Raw genomic sequence first — 15,141 nt, 5'->3', positions numbered from 1 at the left:
TATGTCTCAGGCCGTGTCTCTCAGGTCGGCAGTCGACGTTGGTTGCGTCGCTTGTGCGCCCGGTCGTAGGGCGGCGTGAGCCGGATGGGTTCGTCCACCGGTTGCAGTGGTTCCTCGGTCGGCGGCCCGTCGGCTCCGGTCATCTCCGCGAGCTGCTCGGCGTCGCCGAAATCGAGCCGGTCGAACGGCAGCTGGCCGGGAAGCTCGCCGACCGGTCGCCAGCTCGGTGGCTGGTCGTCGGTCCGTTCGTCGTCCGTGGTCATGCCCGCCTCCTCTAATCCCCGACCGTAGGGGCCGGTCGATGCCGGGGAGGGCGAACGGCGTTATTGCCGTCTATGTAACTTTAGTTACTTCTGTCCGTTAAGTTCCTTCCGGTAAAGGAAGAACACCCGCTCGATCCGCGCGCCCGCCGCCCCCGAGTAGAACGGCACCGGGCCCACCCAGCCGATCTGCGCCGCCTCGATCCCGGCCGCCGCCTGGTCGCGCAGGCAGCGCCGGAGCAGCACGCCGCCGATGCCCGAGCCCTCGGCCGCCGGGGCGGTCCCCATCGGCCCGAACCAGCTCGGCCGCGACGACCCGTACGCCGCGAAGCCCAGGATCTCCCCGTCGCGCTCGGCCAGGTGCGCGCCCGCGTGCGGCCGGCCGACCGACCCGGCCAACTCGCCGTCCCAGGCGCCGCCGAAGGTGGCCCGGGCGAACCCGGCCAGCGCCGGCAGGTCCGCCGGTTCGGCCCGGCGGACCGTGACGCCCCGCCCGGCCAGCCGCTGCTCGGCGGCCTCCGTGGAGCGGAGCGCCGCAGAGCCCTCGCTGAGGTCGGCGGTCATGTTCCAGGCCGTCCGGTCCTGCCGGTAGCCGAGCCGCAGCGCGGCGCAGACCGCCGGGGTGTAGCGCACGTCGATGCCCGGCCAGGCGTAGTGCGGCGGGTTCCCGGCCAGCAGCAGCTCGTCCGCGCCGAGCCCGGCGAGCCGGGCCTCGGCCTCGGCCAGCAGGGAGCCGCCGATCCCCTGACGGCGCTCCTCCGGCGCCACGGCAGCCAGGTCGACGTGACCGAGCCGCGCGTCCCGCCCGGACAGCGAGCCGACCAGCACCCCGACCAGCGCGCCGCCACGGACCGCGCCCAGCCGCAGCACCGGCCGGTCGGCCGCCGCCCGGTCGGCGAGGCTGCCCACGATCGCCGGCGCCTCGGCGGCGTCCTCCGGCAGGTCCAGGGCGCGCCGGCAGAGTTCCACGACCTCGGGCAGGCGGTCCGGACCCAGCTCGATGATCTCCACGTCCATGGACGCCGACCCTAGGTCATCCGCAGGCCATTGGACAGGGTTGTTAACCGAGGTTCGCGGCCCGCGCGGCGCGGACCGCCGCGTACGCGTCGACCAGGCCGGCGCCGACCAGGTTCCGGGCGCCGCCGCAGGGCGCGTCGGTGGGCGCCGTGGCCGGGGTGGCCGTCTCGGCCAGGATCCGCCGGGTCCGGTCCAGGTCGCCGACCAGCGCCGGGTTGGCCGACCACATGAGCGCCACCACGCCGGCCACCTGCGGGGTCGCCATCGAAGTGCCGTCCAGGGTGGCGTAACCGCCCCCGGGGTACGCCGACGGCACCCCGGCGCCTGGCGCCACCAGGTCCGGCTTGGCGGCGCCCCCGGCGGCCGGCCCCCGGCTGGAAAACTGGGTGAGCCGGCGGGCCCGGTCGACCGCACCGACCGTGAGCACGTCCGGGTACGGCGCCGGCGGGTCCGCGATGGAGCCGCAGTACGGGCCGGTGTTGCCGGCGGCCACCACCACCAGGATGCCGGCCGCGGCCAGCGCGGCGGTCGCCGGGCGCAGCGCCCCCGGGTCGCAGCCCTCGACCGGCGGGCAGCCCCACGAGTTCGTCAGCACGTCCGGCGCCCGCTGCGGCCGCCCGTCGGTGAGCGGATCCCCGCCGGGCGGGAACGGGGCCAGCATGAACTGGAGGCAGTCGAGGTAGCGGGCCGGGCTGCCCAGGTTGCGGTCCAGGTTCACGCAGCCGACCCAGCTCGCGCCGGGGGCCACCCCGATCCCGTTCCGGCCCACCGCGCTGCCCACCGTGTGCGTGCCGTGGCCGCCCCGGTCGGCCGGCGTCCGGCGGTGCTCCCAGGGGTCGTACCAGGAGTCGTCGCCACCCCGGAAGCCGGCGGCCAGGGCCGGATGCCGGCCGTCCACTCCGGAGTCCGAGCTGCCCACCACCACGCCGGCGCCGGTCACGCCCAGCTCCGACCAGACCCGGTCCGCGCCGATCAGCGAGACGTTCCAGGTCGGACCGGTCGGGGCCGGCACGGTGCCCCGGGTCGGGGGTGCCTCCGCGGGCAGCGGCCGCAGCCGCTGGCTGACCAGCACCCGGGCCACCTCGGGCCGGCCGGCGAGCCAGGCCCGGACCTCCGGCCCGCCGTCCGTCTCGATGGCGTTGACCAGGTAGTACGGCGTCGGGTGCAGGCGCAGCCGGGTCAGCTCGCGGCGCAGGTCGCCCTGGGTCCGCCCGGCCGTGGCCACGAGCCGCCGGTAGACCTCGGCCGCCCGGGCGTCGCGGCCGGCCCGGCCGGGTGCCCCGGCGGGAATGCCGGTCAGGTCGGCCTGCTCGCGGAGCACCACGAGCAGCCGCTCCCCGTGCAGGCCGGGCTGGCCGGGGACCGCGTACACCACGACCACGGCGGCGAGCAGGGCCGCGGCCGTCACCCCGGCCAGGCCGCGCCGGGGCCCGCGGGCGCGGGGCCGGGCGAGGAGCACCCCGTACCCGACGGCGAGCAGGACCGCGACGGCGAACGCGGCGCCGGTCGCCCCCGCGACCCAGAACGGGACGTCGCGGCTGGTCGCCAGCAGGACGGTGACCTCTTCCGGATCGGCGAATGCCAGCGGCCCGAGCAGCGCGAGACCGACCAGCCAGCGCACCGGCCGGCGCCCGGCCGGACGCCCGGCGCGCCGGGCCGCCGCCTCCAGCGCGCCCAGCACGAAGCCGAGGGGCGGCAGCAGGAGCAGCGCCGGCAGTTGCGCCCCGGACTGGCCGGCCCCGGCGCCCAGCAGCGCCAGGGTCACCCCGGCGACCAGCCCGCCGACCAGCACCAGCCGGGCCGGCCGGGGCGGAGTGCCGACGGCGAACGCGGCCCAGAACGCGGGGCCGAGGAGCACCGCGGCGAGCGCGCCGAGCGCGGCGGCCGCGAGCGCGGCGAGCAGGGTCTCCAGGGCGCCGCCCAGCGCGCCCACCCAGGCCCACGGCAGCAGCGACGCCAGCCCGGCGGCCACCGCCAGCAGCGTCACGGGCCCGAACCGCGCACCCCGGCCGCCGGAAGCGGCCGCACCGTCGCGCCGACCACCTGGCGCGCCGCCCGGCACCCGCGCGGTATCGGAAGCCGGGGCGGCGCCGGCACCCGGGGCAGTGCCGGGAGCTGGGGCGGCGCCGGGAGCCGGGGCACTGCCCGGAGCCAGCGCGCCGCCAGGAGCCGGTGGAGCGGCCGCGCGGCGGCCGGCCAGCCGGTCGAGGACCAGGGCGAGCAGGGCGGCGGCCGCGGCCAGCGCGGCCAGGTACGCCTCGTGGTGCACGGGCGGCAGCGCCCGGAGCAGGGTCAGCGCGCCGAGCGCGAGCGTGCCGGCCAGCCAGGCGCGGCCCGTCGCCCGGACCGCCGGGGAGCGGGGGAGCAGCGCGAGCGCCAGCGTGGGCGCGCCCACCAGCAGCACGGTGACCAGCGCCACCACCGGCCAGACGGCCACCGAGCGGTCCTGGCCCGCGACCAGCACGAGCTGGTCGACCACCCAGCCGACGAGCTGGCCCGGCAGCGTGACGAGCACGGCCCAGGCGCCGGTCACCACCGCGGCGACCACCGGCCACGGCCCGGTGTCGCGGCGAGCGGGACCGAACGGGGGTACGGGAGCGGTGGGCGGGCCGGGCTGCATGGCCCTCACCGTACGGCCCGGCGGGTAGGTGCCGCCGACGACGGGCGACGGTTACGGTGGACGGGTGCGCGACCCCAACGTGTCCCGATCCGTGGCCGGTCAGCTCTCCGTCGAGCGCCGCGCCGATGACCTGCGCCGGCTCCGCGCCGAGCGGTTCGACGTGCTGGTCATCGGTGGTGGTGTGACCGGGGCGGGTGCCGCGCTCGACGCCGCGTCGCGTGGCCTGAAGGTGGCGCTGGTGGAGGCGCGCGATCACGCCGCGGGCACCTCCAGCCGGTCCAGCAAGCTGATCCACGGCGGCCTGCGCTACCTGGAACAGCTGGAGTTCCACCTCGTGCACGAGGCGCTGACCGAGCGCGGCCTGCTCGCCACCCGGCTGGCCCCGCACCTGGTGCGCCCGGTGCCGATCCTGGTCCCGCTCCCCGCCGAGGGCGGGCTGCGCGACCTGCCCCGCCGGCTCTTCCGCCGCTCCTACTACGGCGCCGGCGTGGCCGCCTACGACGTGTTCGCCGGGGTGTTCGGCGGCGGGCGCGGCATGCCGCTGCACCGGCACCTGACCCGGGAGGGCGCGCACCGCATCTTCCCGAGCCTGCGGCCGGACCGGCTGGCCGGTGCGATCCGCTACTACGACGGCCAGGTCGACGACGCCCGCCTCGTGGTGACGCTGGCGCGCACCGCGGCCAGCCTCGGCGCGACCGTGGTGACCAGCGCCCGGGCGGTCGGCCTGATCCGGCAGGCCCGGGAGGTCACCGGCGTCCGGGTGCGTGACCTGGAGGCGCCCGCCGGCTCGCCGGACGCCGAGTTCGAGGTACGCGCCCGCACCGTCATCGCCGCGACGGGCGTGTGGAGCGACGACATGTCCCGGATGCTCAACGACGTCGGGCTGCGCCCCGGCTTCCGGGTCCGGGCCTCCAAGGGCGTGCACCTGGTGGTGCCCCGCTCGGCGATCACCGGCGAGGCGGGCCTCATCCTGCGCACCGCAACCAGCGTGCTGTTCGTCATCCCGTGGGGTGGCCACTGGATCATCGGCACCACCGACACCGACTGGCGGCTGGACCGGTCCCATCCGGCGGCCACCGCCAAGGACATCGACTACCTGCTGGAGCAGGTCAACACCGTGCTGGACCGCCCGCTCACCACCGACGACATCGAGGGCGTCTACGCCGGGCTGCGCCCGCTGCTCGCCGGCGAGGCGGACTCCACCTCCAAGCTCTCCCGGGAGCACGCGGTCATCGAGCCGATGCTCGGGCTGCTACTGGTGGCCGGCGGCAAGTACACGACCTACCGGGTGATGGCCTCCGACGTGGTCGACCGGGCGGTGCACCGGCTCGGGTGGACCCGCCCGTCGCGCACCGCCGACCTGCCGCTGCTCGGCGCCGACGGGTACGCGGCCATGTGGCGGGACCGGGCCGACCTGGCCCGCCGGCACGGGGTGCCGGTCGGGGTGGTCGAGCACCTGCTGGAGCGCTACGGCACCCTCACCCTGGACCTGCTCGCCCTGGTCGAGGCGGACCCGCTGCTCGGTTCCCCGCTGGCCGGCGCACCCGAATACCTGGCCGCCGAGGTGACGTACGCGGCCCGTGCCGAGGGGGCGCTGCACCTGGAGGACGTGCTGACCCGGCGTACCCGGATCTCCATCGAGACCAGCCACCGGGGCCTGGAGTCGGCGGAGCACGCCGCGGAGCTGATGGGTGCGGTGCTCGGCTGGGACGAGGCGACCCGGGCCCGCGAGGTGGCCCACTACCGGGCCCGGGTGGAGGCCGAGCGGCAGTCGCAGCTCATGGCGGACGACGTGGCGGCCGACGCGGCCCGACTGGGCGCGCCGGACGTGCGGGGCTTCGCGGCGGACCGGGGGGCCGACGGCGACAGTGTGGCGTCGTCTTCCCGGTGACCCGTCGGTAACGTCTCTCCGGAGGGTTCCGGCCTTACCTACGGAAGTGTAGGTTTCCCGGCGTGGTTCGCCCATCCTGGTCGCGCGTCCGTGCTTTGTCCGTCGGCGTCCTGCTGGCGACCGCCCTGAGCGGCTGCTCGCTCTTCGATCGGGCCGAGGGCGCCACCACGCCGGACGGGCCGGGCGCCGCCTCGCCGACCCCGGACGGGCGGCGGGTCTCCCTGGTGCAGCAGCTCGGCGCGGCCGGGCCGCCGCGCACGCTGGAGGTGGACCCGGCCGGGCGGTGGCAGTGCCGTGACTGCGCGGGCGACGGGGTCGACTCGACGGGGGTCCTCACTCCCGATCAGGCGCAGCGGTTGCAGCGGATGCTCGCCGACCCGGCCCTGGCGGGGGAGACCGACGAGGCGCGGCACTACAAGCAGGGCTGCATCGACGCGCTGACCTCGACGCTGCTGATCCCGCCGGGGCTGACCATCACCATCCAGGACTGCCCGGGTGAGCCGAAGCCGCCGGTGGCGTACGAGGTCCTGCTGCTGATCACTCAGGCCACCCCGGCGGAGGACAAGAGCTGAGGCGTCAGAGCACCTTGCCGGGGTTGAACAGCCCCGCCGGGTCCAGCGCCGCCTTGATGGCCTGGTGCACCCGCACGCCGACCGGGCCGATCTCCCGGGCCAGCCAGTCCCGCTTGAGCAGGCCGACGCCGTGCTCGCCGGTGCAGGTGCCGCCGAGTTCCAGCCCGAGCCGCATGATCTCGTCGAACGCCCGCCGCCCGCGCGCCAGGCCGGCCGGGTCGGCCCGGTCGACCACGATGTTCGGGTGCATGTTGCCGTCGCCGGCGTGCCCCACGACGCCGATGGGCACGTCGCACTCCTCGGCGATCCGGGCCACCCCGTCGAGCAGCGCCGCCAGCGCGCCCCGGGGCACCGCCACGTCGTCGATGACCAGGCCGCCGTTGCCGCCGGGGAAGGTGTCGGCGGCGAACTTCTCCATGGCCGGGTGGGCCAGCCGCCGGGCCTGGAGCAGGGCGGCCGCCTCCTCCGCGTCGGTGGCGGCGTAGACCTCGTCGGCACCGGCCGCCGTGCACACCCCGGCCAGCCTGGCCAGGTCGTCGGCGGCCCGGGAACCGGTGTCGACGGCCGCCAGCAGCAGCGCCCGCGCGTCGGTGCGCAGCCCCATCGGCCGGTACGCCTCGATGGCCCGCAGGTGCGTGCGGTCGAGCAGTTCCAGCAGGCTGGGGGTGAGGCCGCGCTCGGCGATCCCGGCCACCGCGGTGCCGGCCGCCGCCGTGGTGGGGAAGACCGCGACCAGGGTCAGCGACTCCTCCGGTGCCGGCCGCAGCGCCACGGTCACCTCGGTGACCACCCCGAGGGTGCCCTCCGAGCCGACGAAGAGTCGGGTCAGGTCGTAGCCGGCGACCCCCTTGGCCGTGCGCCGGCCGGTGCGCAGCACCTCGCCGGAGGCGAGCACCACCTCCAGCCCGAGCACGTACTCGGTGGTCACGCCGTACTTCACGCAGCACATGCCGCCCGCGTTGGTCGCCACGTTGCCGCCGATGGTGGACGACTCCCAGGAGCCGGGGTCGGGCGGGTACCAGAGCCCGTGCGCGCGGACCGCCCCGGCCAGCACCGCGTTGACCACGCCGGGCTGCACCACGGCGATCCGGCTGACCGGGTCGACCTCCAGGATCCGGTCCATCGCCACGGTGCTCAGCACCACCGCGCCGTCGACCGCGTTCGCCGCGCCCGCCAGCCCGGTCCGCGCCCCCTGCGGCACCACGGGTACGCCGTGCCGGCCGGCCGCGCGGACCACGGCCACGACCTCCTCGGTGCTGCGCGGGCGGACCACCACGAGCGGGCTGCCCGCCGCGCACAGGTCGGCCTCATCCCGCTCGTGCAGGCGCAGCAGGTCGGGGTCGGTCAGCACGGCGGCATCGCCGAGCGCGGCCCGCAGGTCGTCGACGAGGGGATGGGCGGCCATGCCGGGAAGGCTAGGTCGTGCCGGCGGGGATGACCAACCGGCGTACCGTTGGTCGCCATGCTCTACGTGGACCCGCCCTCGGTGCCCTCGCGGGGGCGGCTCTGGTCGCACCTGGTCAGCGACGTCTCGTACGCCGAGCTGCACGCCTTCGCCGAGGCGCTGGGCGTGCCCCGGCGCGGCTTCGACCGGGACCACTACGACCTCCCGGCCGAGCGCGTCCCGGTGGCCGTCTGGCTGGGCGCCCGCCTCGTCCCCTCCCGCGAGATCGTCCGGCTCCTCCGCGCCGCCGACCTGCGCCGCCCCAAGCCCCGCGCGGTCCCCGCCCCGGCCGGCCCGGGGGACGCCGGGGTCAGCTCAGGGTCGCGAGTTCCCGGGTGAGGTTGGCGCGGGCGCGGTCCTCCCAGCGGGTGTGCGGCTCGGGCAGCCGGTAGAGCCGGGGGAGGGCCAGCAGGGCGGTCAGCACGGCGGCCCGGCCAGCGCGGAAGTCCGGGTCGGGGACGTGGGCGTACTCGCGGCGGACGGCGGCGGCGTAGCGGTCGTAGTCGGCGGGCAGGGCGGCCAGGACCGCCAGGTCGGCGTCGCAGAGCAGGGCGCCGTCCGGGTCGTCCGGCCCGACCGCGTGACCGGCGGTGAGCAGCACCAGCCGGCGTACCCCGGTCACCGCCTCCGCCGGCAGCCCGGCGGCGGCGAGCAGGTCCCCGGCCAGCTCGGCGCTGGCCCGCTCGTTGGCGTCGCCCCCGGCGCGCGGGTCGTAGACCGCGTCGTGGCACCACGCCGCCAGCCGGACCAGGTCCGGGCGGCGGGCCGACCCGGCGTACGCGTCGACGACGTCGAGCACCGCCCGCAGGTGGGCCACCGTGTGGTAGTGCCGGTGCGGCTCCCGCCAGCCGGCCAGCAGCCGGGCCCCGGCCCGTTCGACACCGGCCGGGTCGGTGGCCCCCGCCGCCCGGGCCGCGTCCCGCCACCGTTCGATCAGCTCGCCCACCCGGTGCAGTCTGCCCCACCGCGGCCGGTTCGCAGGATTCACCTCGGGCGGGGCGGGTAGTACCGGCCATGGCCGTGGCCCGGGACCGACGACCGAGGTTCTTCCGGCGTACCGCTTTGCGTGAAGGACTGGTCGACGTCGACGGGGCCCGCATCTCGGAGGCCGTGGAGCAGCTCCGGCGCCGGGGCAGGGCCACCCTGCACGACCGCATGCACCGCGTGCGTACGGCCACCGGCCTGGCGGTCCAGGCGGGCCTCGCGGCCGGGCTGGCCTACCTGGTCTCCCACCGGCTGCTGAACAATCCGCAGCCGGTGTTCGCGCCCATCTCGGCGGTCGGCACCCTGGCCGCGTCGGTCGGCCAGCGGTTCCGCCGGACCGTCGAGCTGATCATCGGGGTGGCCGTCGGGGTCTTCGTCGGCGACCTGCTCATCTACTTCCTGGGCACGGGCGCCTGGCAACTCGGCCTCGTGGTGACCGCGGCGATCCTGTTGACCATCTTCGCCGGGGCGAGCGTGGCCATCGTGATCCAGGCCGCGGCCACCGCGGTGCTGATCGTGACGCTCAGCCCGTCCACCCAGAACCTGGAGTTCCCCCGCTTCGTCGACGCGTTCATCGGCGGCGGCATCGCGCTGGTGGTCACCGCGATCCTCCTGCCGCTCAATCCGCTGCGCGTGATCAACCGGGCGGCCCGGCCGGCGCTGGACCTGCTCGCCGGGCAGCTCGACATCTGCGCGGAGGCGCTGCGCAGCCGCGACCGGGGTGCGGCCCAGGAGGCGCTGTTCCGGCTCCGGGAGAACAAGGAGGAACTGGCCGCGCTCGGCGAGGCCATCGAGGGGGCCAAGGAGACCATCACGATCTCACCGGCCCGCTGGCACCGGCGGGGCGAACTGACCCACTACGCCGAGGCGGCGGAACCGATCGACCGGGCGATGCGGAACAGCGGCACGCTGATCCGCCGCTCGGTCACCATGATCGAGGACGAGGAGCCCGTCCCCGAGCCGATGCCCGACTCGATCGCGCACCTGGCCGAGTCGGTACGGCTGCTGCGGCACGAGTTCGCCGTCGGGGAGGAGCCGGAGAAGGCCCGGGAGCGGTCGCTCCGCGCGGTCAGCGAGGCCGGCCGGGCGTACGCCGAGGGGGTGGGTTTCTCCGGCAGCGTGGTGATCGCCCAGGTGCGTACCACGGCGAGCGACCTCCTGGTGGCCTCCGGCATCGAACAGGAGGACGCGAACCGCCTGGTCCGCCAGGCGTTCGGCGAACGGGAGCAGCGCTCCGGCGAGACCACCGAACAGAACCCGGCGCCCAAACCCCCCACGGCCCCACCGGTCGGCTGACCCCCGGCACCCACGCACCCGGGCGGGGCGGACGGTGGTCAGGGGAGGGTGGCCAGGGCCGTCAGGAGGGCGTCGACGTCCGACTCGGTGGTGCCCAGGCCCAGGCTGGCGCGCAGGGCGGTCGGGGGGAGGTCGCGGCGGTCGCTGCGGGCCGCCGCCTCGGTGAGCAGGCGGCGGGCGAGCGGGTGGGCGCAGAACAGCCCGTCCCGGACGCCGATCCGGTGCGCGGTCGCCAGGTGGGCGGCCACCTCGGCGGAGTCCCGGCCGGGGACCACGAAGCTGACGATGCCCACCCGGGGCGCGTCCGGCCCGAACGTGCGCAGCTCCACCACGTGCGGCAGTGCGGCGAGGCCGGCCCGGAGCCGGGCCAGGAGCGCCTGCTCGCGGGCGTGCAGGTCGTCCCGGTCCGCGTCGGCCAGCGCCGCGCACACCGCCGCCAGCGCCACCGCACCGAGCAGGTTCGGGGTCCCCGCCTCGTGCCGGGCCGGGCCGGTGGCCCAGCGCACCTCGTGGGTGGCCGCGCCTACGTGGCTGGTGGCCCCGCCGCCGGCCAGGTACGGCGGGGCGGCGTCCAGCCAGTCCGCCCGCCCCACCAGCACGCCCGCGCCGAACGGGGCGTACAGCTTGTGGCCGGACAGCGCCAGGTAGTCGACGTCCAGGGCGGCCAGGTCCACCGGGGCGTGGGGGGCGAGCTGCGCGGCGTCGACCAGGATCCGGGCGCCGTGCCGGCGCGCCACCCGGGCCAGTTCGGCCACCGGCCAGCGCTCCCCGGTCACGTTGCTCGCGCCGGTCACCGCGACCAGCACCGGCAGTCCGGGCCGGGCGTCGCGGGACAACTCGCTCAGGGCGGCGTCGAGGGAGCGGACCGCGCCGGCCGGGCCGTCCGGCACCGGGAGCCGCACCGAGCCGCGCGGCCACGGGAGCAGGTTCGCGTGGTGCTCACCGGCGAAGGTGACCACCGTGGTGCCGGCGGGCAGCGCCCGGGCCAGCAGGTTCACCGCGTCCGTGGTGTTCCGGGTGAAGATCACGTGGTCGTCGGGGCGGGCGCCGACGAAGTCCGCGATCGTCTGCCGGGCCCGCTCGTAGGCCAGCGTGCAGCGCCGCGACAGCGCGCCGGCGCCCCGGTGCACGCTCGCGTACCAGGGCAGCAGCTCGGCCACCGCGTCGGCCGCGGCCCGCGCGCACGGCGCGCTGGCCGCGTAATCCAGGTTGATCTCCCCGGGTACGCCGAGCACGCCGAGCGGGTCGGGCCGGCTCGGGCTGACGAGCGTGGGCAGTGCGGGTGCGAGGGTGAGGGTCATGCCGGAGCCTCCCGGGTCCAGGGGACCCCGGGTGGGTGGGCACCGGGAACGGGGTCCGCGCTTGCCCAGCACGCGGTTCGGGCTGGGCCCGGTCATCACCCGGGGCACCCCACCGCGAACTCGACGAGGGTTGCCGGCCAGCAAGCCGGGGCTTCACGCTGGCACTCGTGACCTGTTCGGGAGCATAGCGGCCCCGATGCGACCGGACCAGTGGGTCGCGGGTGACTACGCTGAGCGCATGGCCGTCACCCCGCCCGGCGGAGCCCTGCCGCCGCCGCCGACCGCGCCCGCCGTCCCGCCGGGGTCGCCGACTCCCCGGATGCCGCTGCGCCGGCCCGGCTGGCGGCGGTACCTGGCGCTGGCCGGTGTGGTGCTGCTGATCGCCGGCGGCGCGGTCTTCATGGTCTTCACCCTGGGCGAGAGCCTGGGCGCCCAGGCGCTGCTGGTCGGCGTGATCGCGGCGATCCTGCCGGTGCCGGTGCTGGTCTCCTGCTTCCTCTGGCTCGACCGCTACGAGCCCGAGCCGCTGAGATACCTGATCTTCTGCTTCGCCTGGGGCGCGTTCGTCTCCACGGCCATCTCGCTGCTGGTCAACGAGACCGGCGCCCGGCTGTTCAAGGACTGGGGGCTGCCCTCGGCGCTGACCGCCGTGCTGGTCGCGCCGTTCATCGAGGAGTTGACGAAGGCGGCCGGCCCGCTCCTGCTGCTGATCTTCCGCCGCCGGGAGTTCTCCGGGATCACCGACGGCCTGGTCTACTGCGGGCTCTCGGCGGTCGGCTTCGCCATGGTGGAGAACATCCTCTACCTGGGCGGATACGGCTACCGCACCGGCGTCGAGGAGTACGGCCCGGCCACCGGCGCCCGCCAGGTGATCGCCATCTTCATCGTGCGGATCCTGCTGTTCGGCTTCGCCCATCCGCTCTTCACCTCGATGACCGGCGTGGGCCTGGGGATCGCCGCGCGGACCGCCGACCGGCGGGTACGCATCCTGGCCCCGATCGCCGGCCTGCTGCTGGCCATGATGCTGCACGGCACCTGGAACCTGCTGCCCTCGCTGGCCGCCGCCACCGGTCAGCCGCTGATCGCGCTCTACGGCTACATCGGCGTGATGGTGCCGATCTTCTTCGGCATGGTGGGGCTGGCCGTCTGGCTGCGCGCCTGGGAGGGGCGGCTCACCGAGCGCACCCTGCCGGACTACGTCCGGACGGGCTGGCTCACCCCGCCCGAGGTGGCCGCGCTGGGCAGCCTCGGCCGGCGGCACGCCGCCCGCACGTGGGCCCGGCGGGTGGCCGGTGACGGCGGGGTGAAGGCGATGCGCGGCTACCAGTTCGCCGCCACCCGGCTGGCCCTGTTGCGCGACGGGATGCGCCGGGGGCTCGACCGCAAGCCCGCCGAGCGGGACCGGACGGCGCGGGAGGAGCGGGAGCTGCTGGACGCGATCGGGGCGTACCGGGCGTTCTTCGTGGGCCGGGACCCGCAGGCGCCGGTCGGGGTCTGGGACGGGCAGCGCTACCACCTGCGCTTCCCGGACGGGTCGCAACGCGCGGTCGAGGCTCCCGACGAGCCGGTGGTGCCGATCCCGGTGGTGCTGGCCCCGCCGCCGCCCCCGGCCTTCCCGCCCGGCTACGGCCCGTCCGGCTGGCACGGGGCCCGCTCCGCCGCCCCCTGGCCGCCGGCCTGATCCGGCGGCGCGGAGGGCGGGTCAGCTCATCAGGCCGGTGAGGAAGTCGCCGAGGCCCTGGGCGATGGCCATGAGGGCTACCCCGATCCCCTTGAACAGCTGGGCCGCGCCGTCCGGCCGGAAGGCCATGAAGTAGATCAGGAACGCGAGGAATCCCCAGGCAAGTATCTTCTTGATGACTACCGGCATGATCCCTCCCCAGGGCGCGGTCGTGCCTGGGGCTTCCCGCCGGGCAGCGGCGCAAACGGCGCCGGTCGCGCCTACAGGTAGAGGCCGGTCGAGCCGGTCGACTCACTCTCCACCCGTTCCGCCGCCACGGCGTGCACGTCCCGTTCGCGGAGCAGGACGTACGCCCGGCCGTGCAGCTCGACCTCGGAGCGGTCGTCGGGGTCGAAGAGCACCCGGTCCCCGGAGACGATCGACCGGACGTGCGGGCCGACGCCCACCGCGGTGGCCCAGGCCAGCCGCTTGCCGACGGCGGCGGTGGCGGGGATCACGATGCCGGCGGTGGAGCGGCGCTCGCCCTCGCCGTTCTCGGTACGCACCAGCACGCGGTCGTGCAGCAGGCGGATCGGCAGGCCGGCGTCGAGGTTCTGGTCGGCGGTCACGCGAAGACGCTACCGCGTGCCCGCCGGTCGATCCCGGCGTGGTTCGGCGGGGCGGCAGGGGGGCAATGTGTGGCGGAGCCGCCCTAGGGTGGGACGGACGGACGTATCCTGTCCACCCTGTTCTCTGGGCGGACCGAAGTTGCGGGAGGTTTGCTTGAGCCGCTTCGAGCGGATGCGCGGACGGCTCCGCCGCGCGTACGAGTCCGGCCGCGAGTCGGCGCGGGTCCAGCGGGCCGATCCGGACGAGCGCGTGGCCTCACCCTCCTCGCCCGGTCCGGCGGCGCCCCCGACGGCGACCGTGGTGGGCGCGGAGCCCCCGGCTCCCGTGCACGCCTCGACCATCAGCCAGGACGACGTGGAGGTGCCGCACGCGCTGCGGATCGCCGCGGCCTGGTGCTGGCGGCTCATCGTCATCGGCATCGTGACCTGGTCGCTGCTCAAGATCGTCGGCACGATCCGCATCGTCATCATCCCGTTGGCGGTCGCGCTGCTGCTCTCCGCGCTGCTCGCCCCGGCGGTCGGCTGGCTGCTCAAGGCCCGTCTGCCCCGCTCGCTGGCCACCGGCGTGGTGCTGGTCGGCGGCCTGGCCGCGGTGATCGGCACGCTGACCCTGGTGGTGAACGAGTTCATCCAGGGTGTGCCGGAGCTGAGCGAGAAGTCGTCCCAGGGTGTCCGGCAGATCCAGGACTGGCTCAAGACCGGCCCGTTGCATCTCTCCGACGGCCAGCTCAACAGCTACATCGACGAGGCGCAGAGCTGGATCAACGGCAACACGGAAAAGTTCACCAGCGGGGCGCTCAACACCGCGGCCACGCTGGCCGAGGTGCTCACCGGCACCGTCCTGGTGCTCTTCGCGACCTTCTTCTTCCTCCGGGACGGCAGCAAGATCTGGCGGTTCCTGGTCCGCCTGCTGCCGGTCAAGGCCCGCTGGAAGGTGGACGACGCCGGCCGGGCCTCCTGGGCGACGCTCGGCGCCTATGTGCGGGCCACCGTGCTGGTCGCCTTCATCGACGCCCTGGGCATCGGCATCTTCCTGGTCATCTTCGACATCCCGTTCGCGTTCCCGCTGGCCGCGCTGGTCTTCCTGGGCGCGTTCATCCCGATCGTCGGCGCCTTCCTGTCCGGCGTGGTGGCCGTGCTGGTGGCGCTGGTCGACAGCGGCCCGGTGACCGCGCTGATCATCCTGGGCGCCGTCATCGGTGTGCAGCAGGTCGAGGGGCACGTGCTCCAGCCGCTGATCATGGGCCGCGCGGTGGCCATCCACCCGCTCGCCGTGATCATCGGTATCGCCGCCGGGGTGGTGCTGGCCGGCATCGCGGGCGCGCTCGTCGCGGTGCCGCTGATCGCCGTGCTCAACACCGCGGTCCGGCGGCTCGCGGCCCGGACCGTGCCGGACACCCCGCCCGACGCCGTGGTGGTCGCCTCCCAGGCGCCCTGACCCGGTCGAGCCCTGGACGCCCGCGCCGC

Annotated in this window: 14 protein-coding genes and 1 riboswitch; of the genes, 6 read left to right on the top strand and 8 right to left on the bottom strand. The window is 75.9% G+C overall.

The window, feature by feature from the left end; translation table 11 throughout:
- Window positions 1-20 precede the first annotated feature (20 nt).
- The 3 genes from ABZW14_RS25460 to ABZW14_RS25450 form a co-directional block, all read right to left on the bottom strand.
- Complete coding sequence (locus ABZW14_RS25460; RefSeq protein ID WP_355351027.1) at window positions 21-263, bottom strand: hypothetical protein; 243 nt, start codon at window positions 261-263, stop codon at window positions 21-23.
- Between the two features lie 84 nt (window positions 264-347).
- Entirely contained in the window at window positions 348-1,277 is a 930-nt protein-coding gene (locus ABZW14_RS25455; protein WP_355351025.1) for a GNAT family N-acetyltransferase, read from the bottom strand.
- Window positions 1,278-1,320: 43 nt separating this feature from the next.
- Complete coding sequence (locus tag ABZW14_RS25450; RefSeq protein ID WP_355351023.1) at window positions 1,321-3,897, bottom strand: S8 family serine peptidase; 2,577 nt, start codon at window positions 3,895-3,897, stop codon at window positions 1,321-1,323.
- A gap of 64 nt (window positions 3,898-3,961) precedes the next feature.
- Here ABZW14_RS25450 and ABZW14_RS25445 point away from each other — a divergent pair, with 64 nt between their 5' ends.
- Entirely contained in the window at window positions 3,962-5,788 is a 1,827-nt protein-coding gene (locus tag ABZW14_RS25445; protein ID WP_355351021.1) for a glycerol-3-phosphate dehydrogenase/oxidase, read from the top strand.
- A gap of 62 nt (window positions 5,789-5,850) precedes the next feature.
- Window positions 5,851-6,360: a hypothetical protein gene (locus ABZW14_RS25440; protein WP_355351019.1), complete on the top strand. Its 510-nt coding sequence runs from the start codon at window positions 5,851-5,853 to the stop codon at window positions 6,358-6,360.
- 4 nt (window positions 6,361-6,364) lie between these two features.
- Here the strand turns inward: ABZW14_RS25440 and ABZW14_RS25435 are convergent, their stop codons facing one another.
- Entirely contained in the window at window positions 6,365-7,765 is a 1,401-nt protein-coding gene (locus ABZW14_RS25435; RefSeq protein WP_355351017.1) for an FAD-linked oxidase C-terminal domain-containing protein, read from the bottom strand.
- A gap of 57 nt (window positions 7,766-7,822) precedes the next feature.
- Between ABZW14_RS25435 and ABZW14_RS25430 the strand changes: the two genes are divergently transcribed.
- A complete protein-coding gene (locus ABZW14_RS25430) occupies window positions 7,823-8,143 on the top strand; it encodes a DUF4031 domain-containing protein (RefSeq protein ID WP_355351015.1) in 321 nt (106 codons plus the stop codon).
- Here ABZW14_RS25430 and ABZW14_RS25425 read toward each other — a convergent pair.
- The gene (locus tag ABZW14_RS25425) at window positions 8,115-8,750 is read right to left on the bottom strand and encodes a metal-dependent phosphohydrolase (RefSeq protein WP_355351013.1); all 636 of its coding nucleotides are present in this window, start codon (window positions 8,748-8,750) and stop codon (window positions 8,115-8,117) included. The two genes, ABZW14_RS25430 and ABZW14_RS25425, sit on opposite strands and share 29 nt — an antisense overlap.
- 74 nt (window positions 8,751-8,824) lie before the next feature.
- Between ABZW14_RS25425 and ABZW14_RS25420 the strand changes: the two genes are divergently transcribed.
- On the top strand, window positions 8,825-10,084 hold the full coding sequence (locus ABZW14_RS25420) for an FUSC family protein (RefSeq protein ID WP_355351118.1): 1,260 nt from the start codon (window positions 8,825-8,827) through the stop codon (window positions 10,082-10,084).
- A 38-nt stretch (window positions 10,085-10,122) separates the two neighbouring features.
- Here ABZW14_RS25420 and ABZW14_RS25415 read toward each other — a convergent pair whose 3' ends face one another.
- The gene (locus ABZW14_RS25415; protein ID WP_355351011.1) at window positions 10,123-11,385 is read right to left on the bottom strand and encodes an aminotransferase class V-fold PLP-dependent enzyme; all 1,263 of its coding nucleotides are present in this window, start codon (window positions 11,383-11,385) and stop codon (window positions 10,123-10,125) included.
- Between the two features lie 52 nt (window positions 11,386-11,437).
- Window positions 11,438-11,558: riboswitch (SAM riboswitch) on the bottom strand.
- Between the two features lie 23 nt (window positions 11,559-11,581).
- Here ABZW14_RS25415 and ABZW14_RS25410 point away from each other — a divergent pair.
- Window positions 11,582-13,066 carry a PrsW family intramembrane metalloprotease gene (locus ABZW14_RS25410; protein ID WP_355351009.1) on the top strand — a complete coding sequence of 495 codons (1,485 nt, stop codon included), beginning with the start codon at window positions 11,582-11,584 and terminating at the stop codon, window positions 13,064-13,066.
- Between the two features lie 21 nt (window positions 13,067-13,087).
- On the opposite strand, the gene ABZW14_RS25405 is transcribed toward ABZW14_RS25410, so the two are convergent.
- Together ABZW14_RS25405 and ABZW14_RS25400 are read right to left on the bottom strand one after the other, a co-directional pair.
- The gene (locus ABZW14_RS25405) at window positions 13,088-13,255 is read right to left on the bottom strand and encodes a hypothetical protein (protein WP_355351007.1); all 168 of its coding nucleotides are present in this window, start codon (window positions 13,253-13,255) and stop codon (window positions 13,088-13,090) included.
- Between the two features lie 71 nt (window positions 13,256-13,326).
- Entirely contained in the window at window positions 13,327-13,674 is a 348-nt protein-coding gene (locus ABZW14_RS25400; RefSeq protein ID WP_355351005.1) for a co-chaperone GroES, read from the bottom strand.
- A 154-nt stretch (window positions 13,675-13,828) separates the two neighbouring features.
- Between ABZW14_RS25400 and ABZW14_RS25395 the strand changes: the two genes are divergently transcribed.
- Window positions 13,829-15,112, top strand: coding sequence for an AI-2E family transporter (locus ABZW14_RS25395; RefSeq protein WP_355351003.1), 1,284 nt, complete (start codon window positions 13,829-13,831; stop codon window positions 15,110-15,112).
- Window positions 15,113-15,141: the final 29 nt, after the last annotated feature.

The sequence above is a fragment of the Micromonospora sp. NPDC004551 genome, from assembly GCF_040609975.1.
In the GTDB taxonomy this organism is placed as follows: Bacteria; Actinomycetota; Actinomycetes; order Mycobacteriales; family Micromonosporaceae; genus Micromonospora.
Note: the sequence above shows the minus strand (reverse complement) of the source record. Positions and strands in the feature narration are given on the sequence as shown.

Coding starts and splice junctions, on each gene's coding strand:
- ABZW14_RS25430 (WP_355351015.1), top strand. CDS start 7,823: ATGCTCTACGTGGACCCGCCCTCGGTGCCCTCGCGGGGGCGGCTCTGG.
- ABZW14_RS25460 (WP_355351027.1), bottom strand. CDS start 263: ATGACCACGGACGACGAACGGACCGACGACCAGCCACCGAGCTGGCGA.
- ABZW14_RS25450 (WP_355351023.1), bottom strand. CDS start 3,897: ATGCAGCCCGGCCCGCCCACCGCTCCCGTACCCCCGTTCGGTCCCGCT.
- ABZW14_RS25435 (WP_355351017.1), bottom strand. CDS start 7,765: ATGGCCGCCCATCCCCTCGTCGACGACCTGCGGGCCGCGCTCGGCGAT.
- ABZW14_RS25410 (WP_355351009.1), top strand. CDS start 11,582: ATGCGACCGGACCAGTGGGTCGCGGGTGACTACGCTGAGCGCATGGCC.
- ABZW14_RS25405 (WP_355351007.1), bottom strand. CDS start 13,255: ATGCCGGTAGTCATCAAGAAGATACTTGCCTGGGGATTCCTCGCGTTC.
- ABZW14_RS25455 (WP_355351025.1), bottom strand. CDS start 1,277: ATGGACGTGGAGATCATCGAGCTGGGTCCGGACCGCCTGCCCGAGGTC.
- ABZW14_RS25415 (WP_355351011.1), bottom strand. CDS start 11,385: ATGACCCTCACCCTCGCACCCGCACTGCCCACGCTCGTCAGCCCGAGC.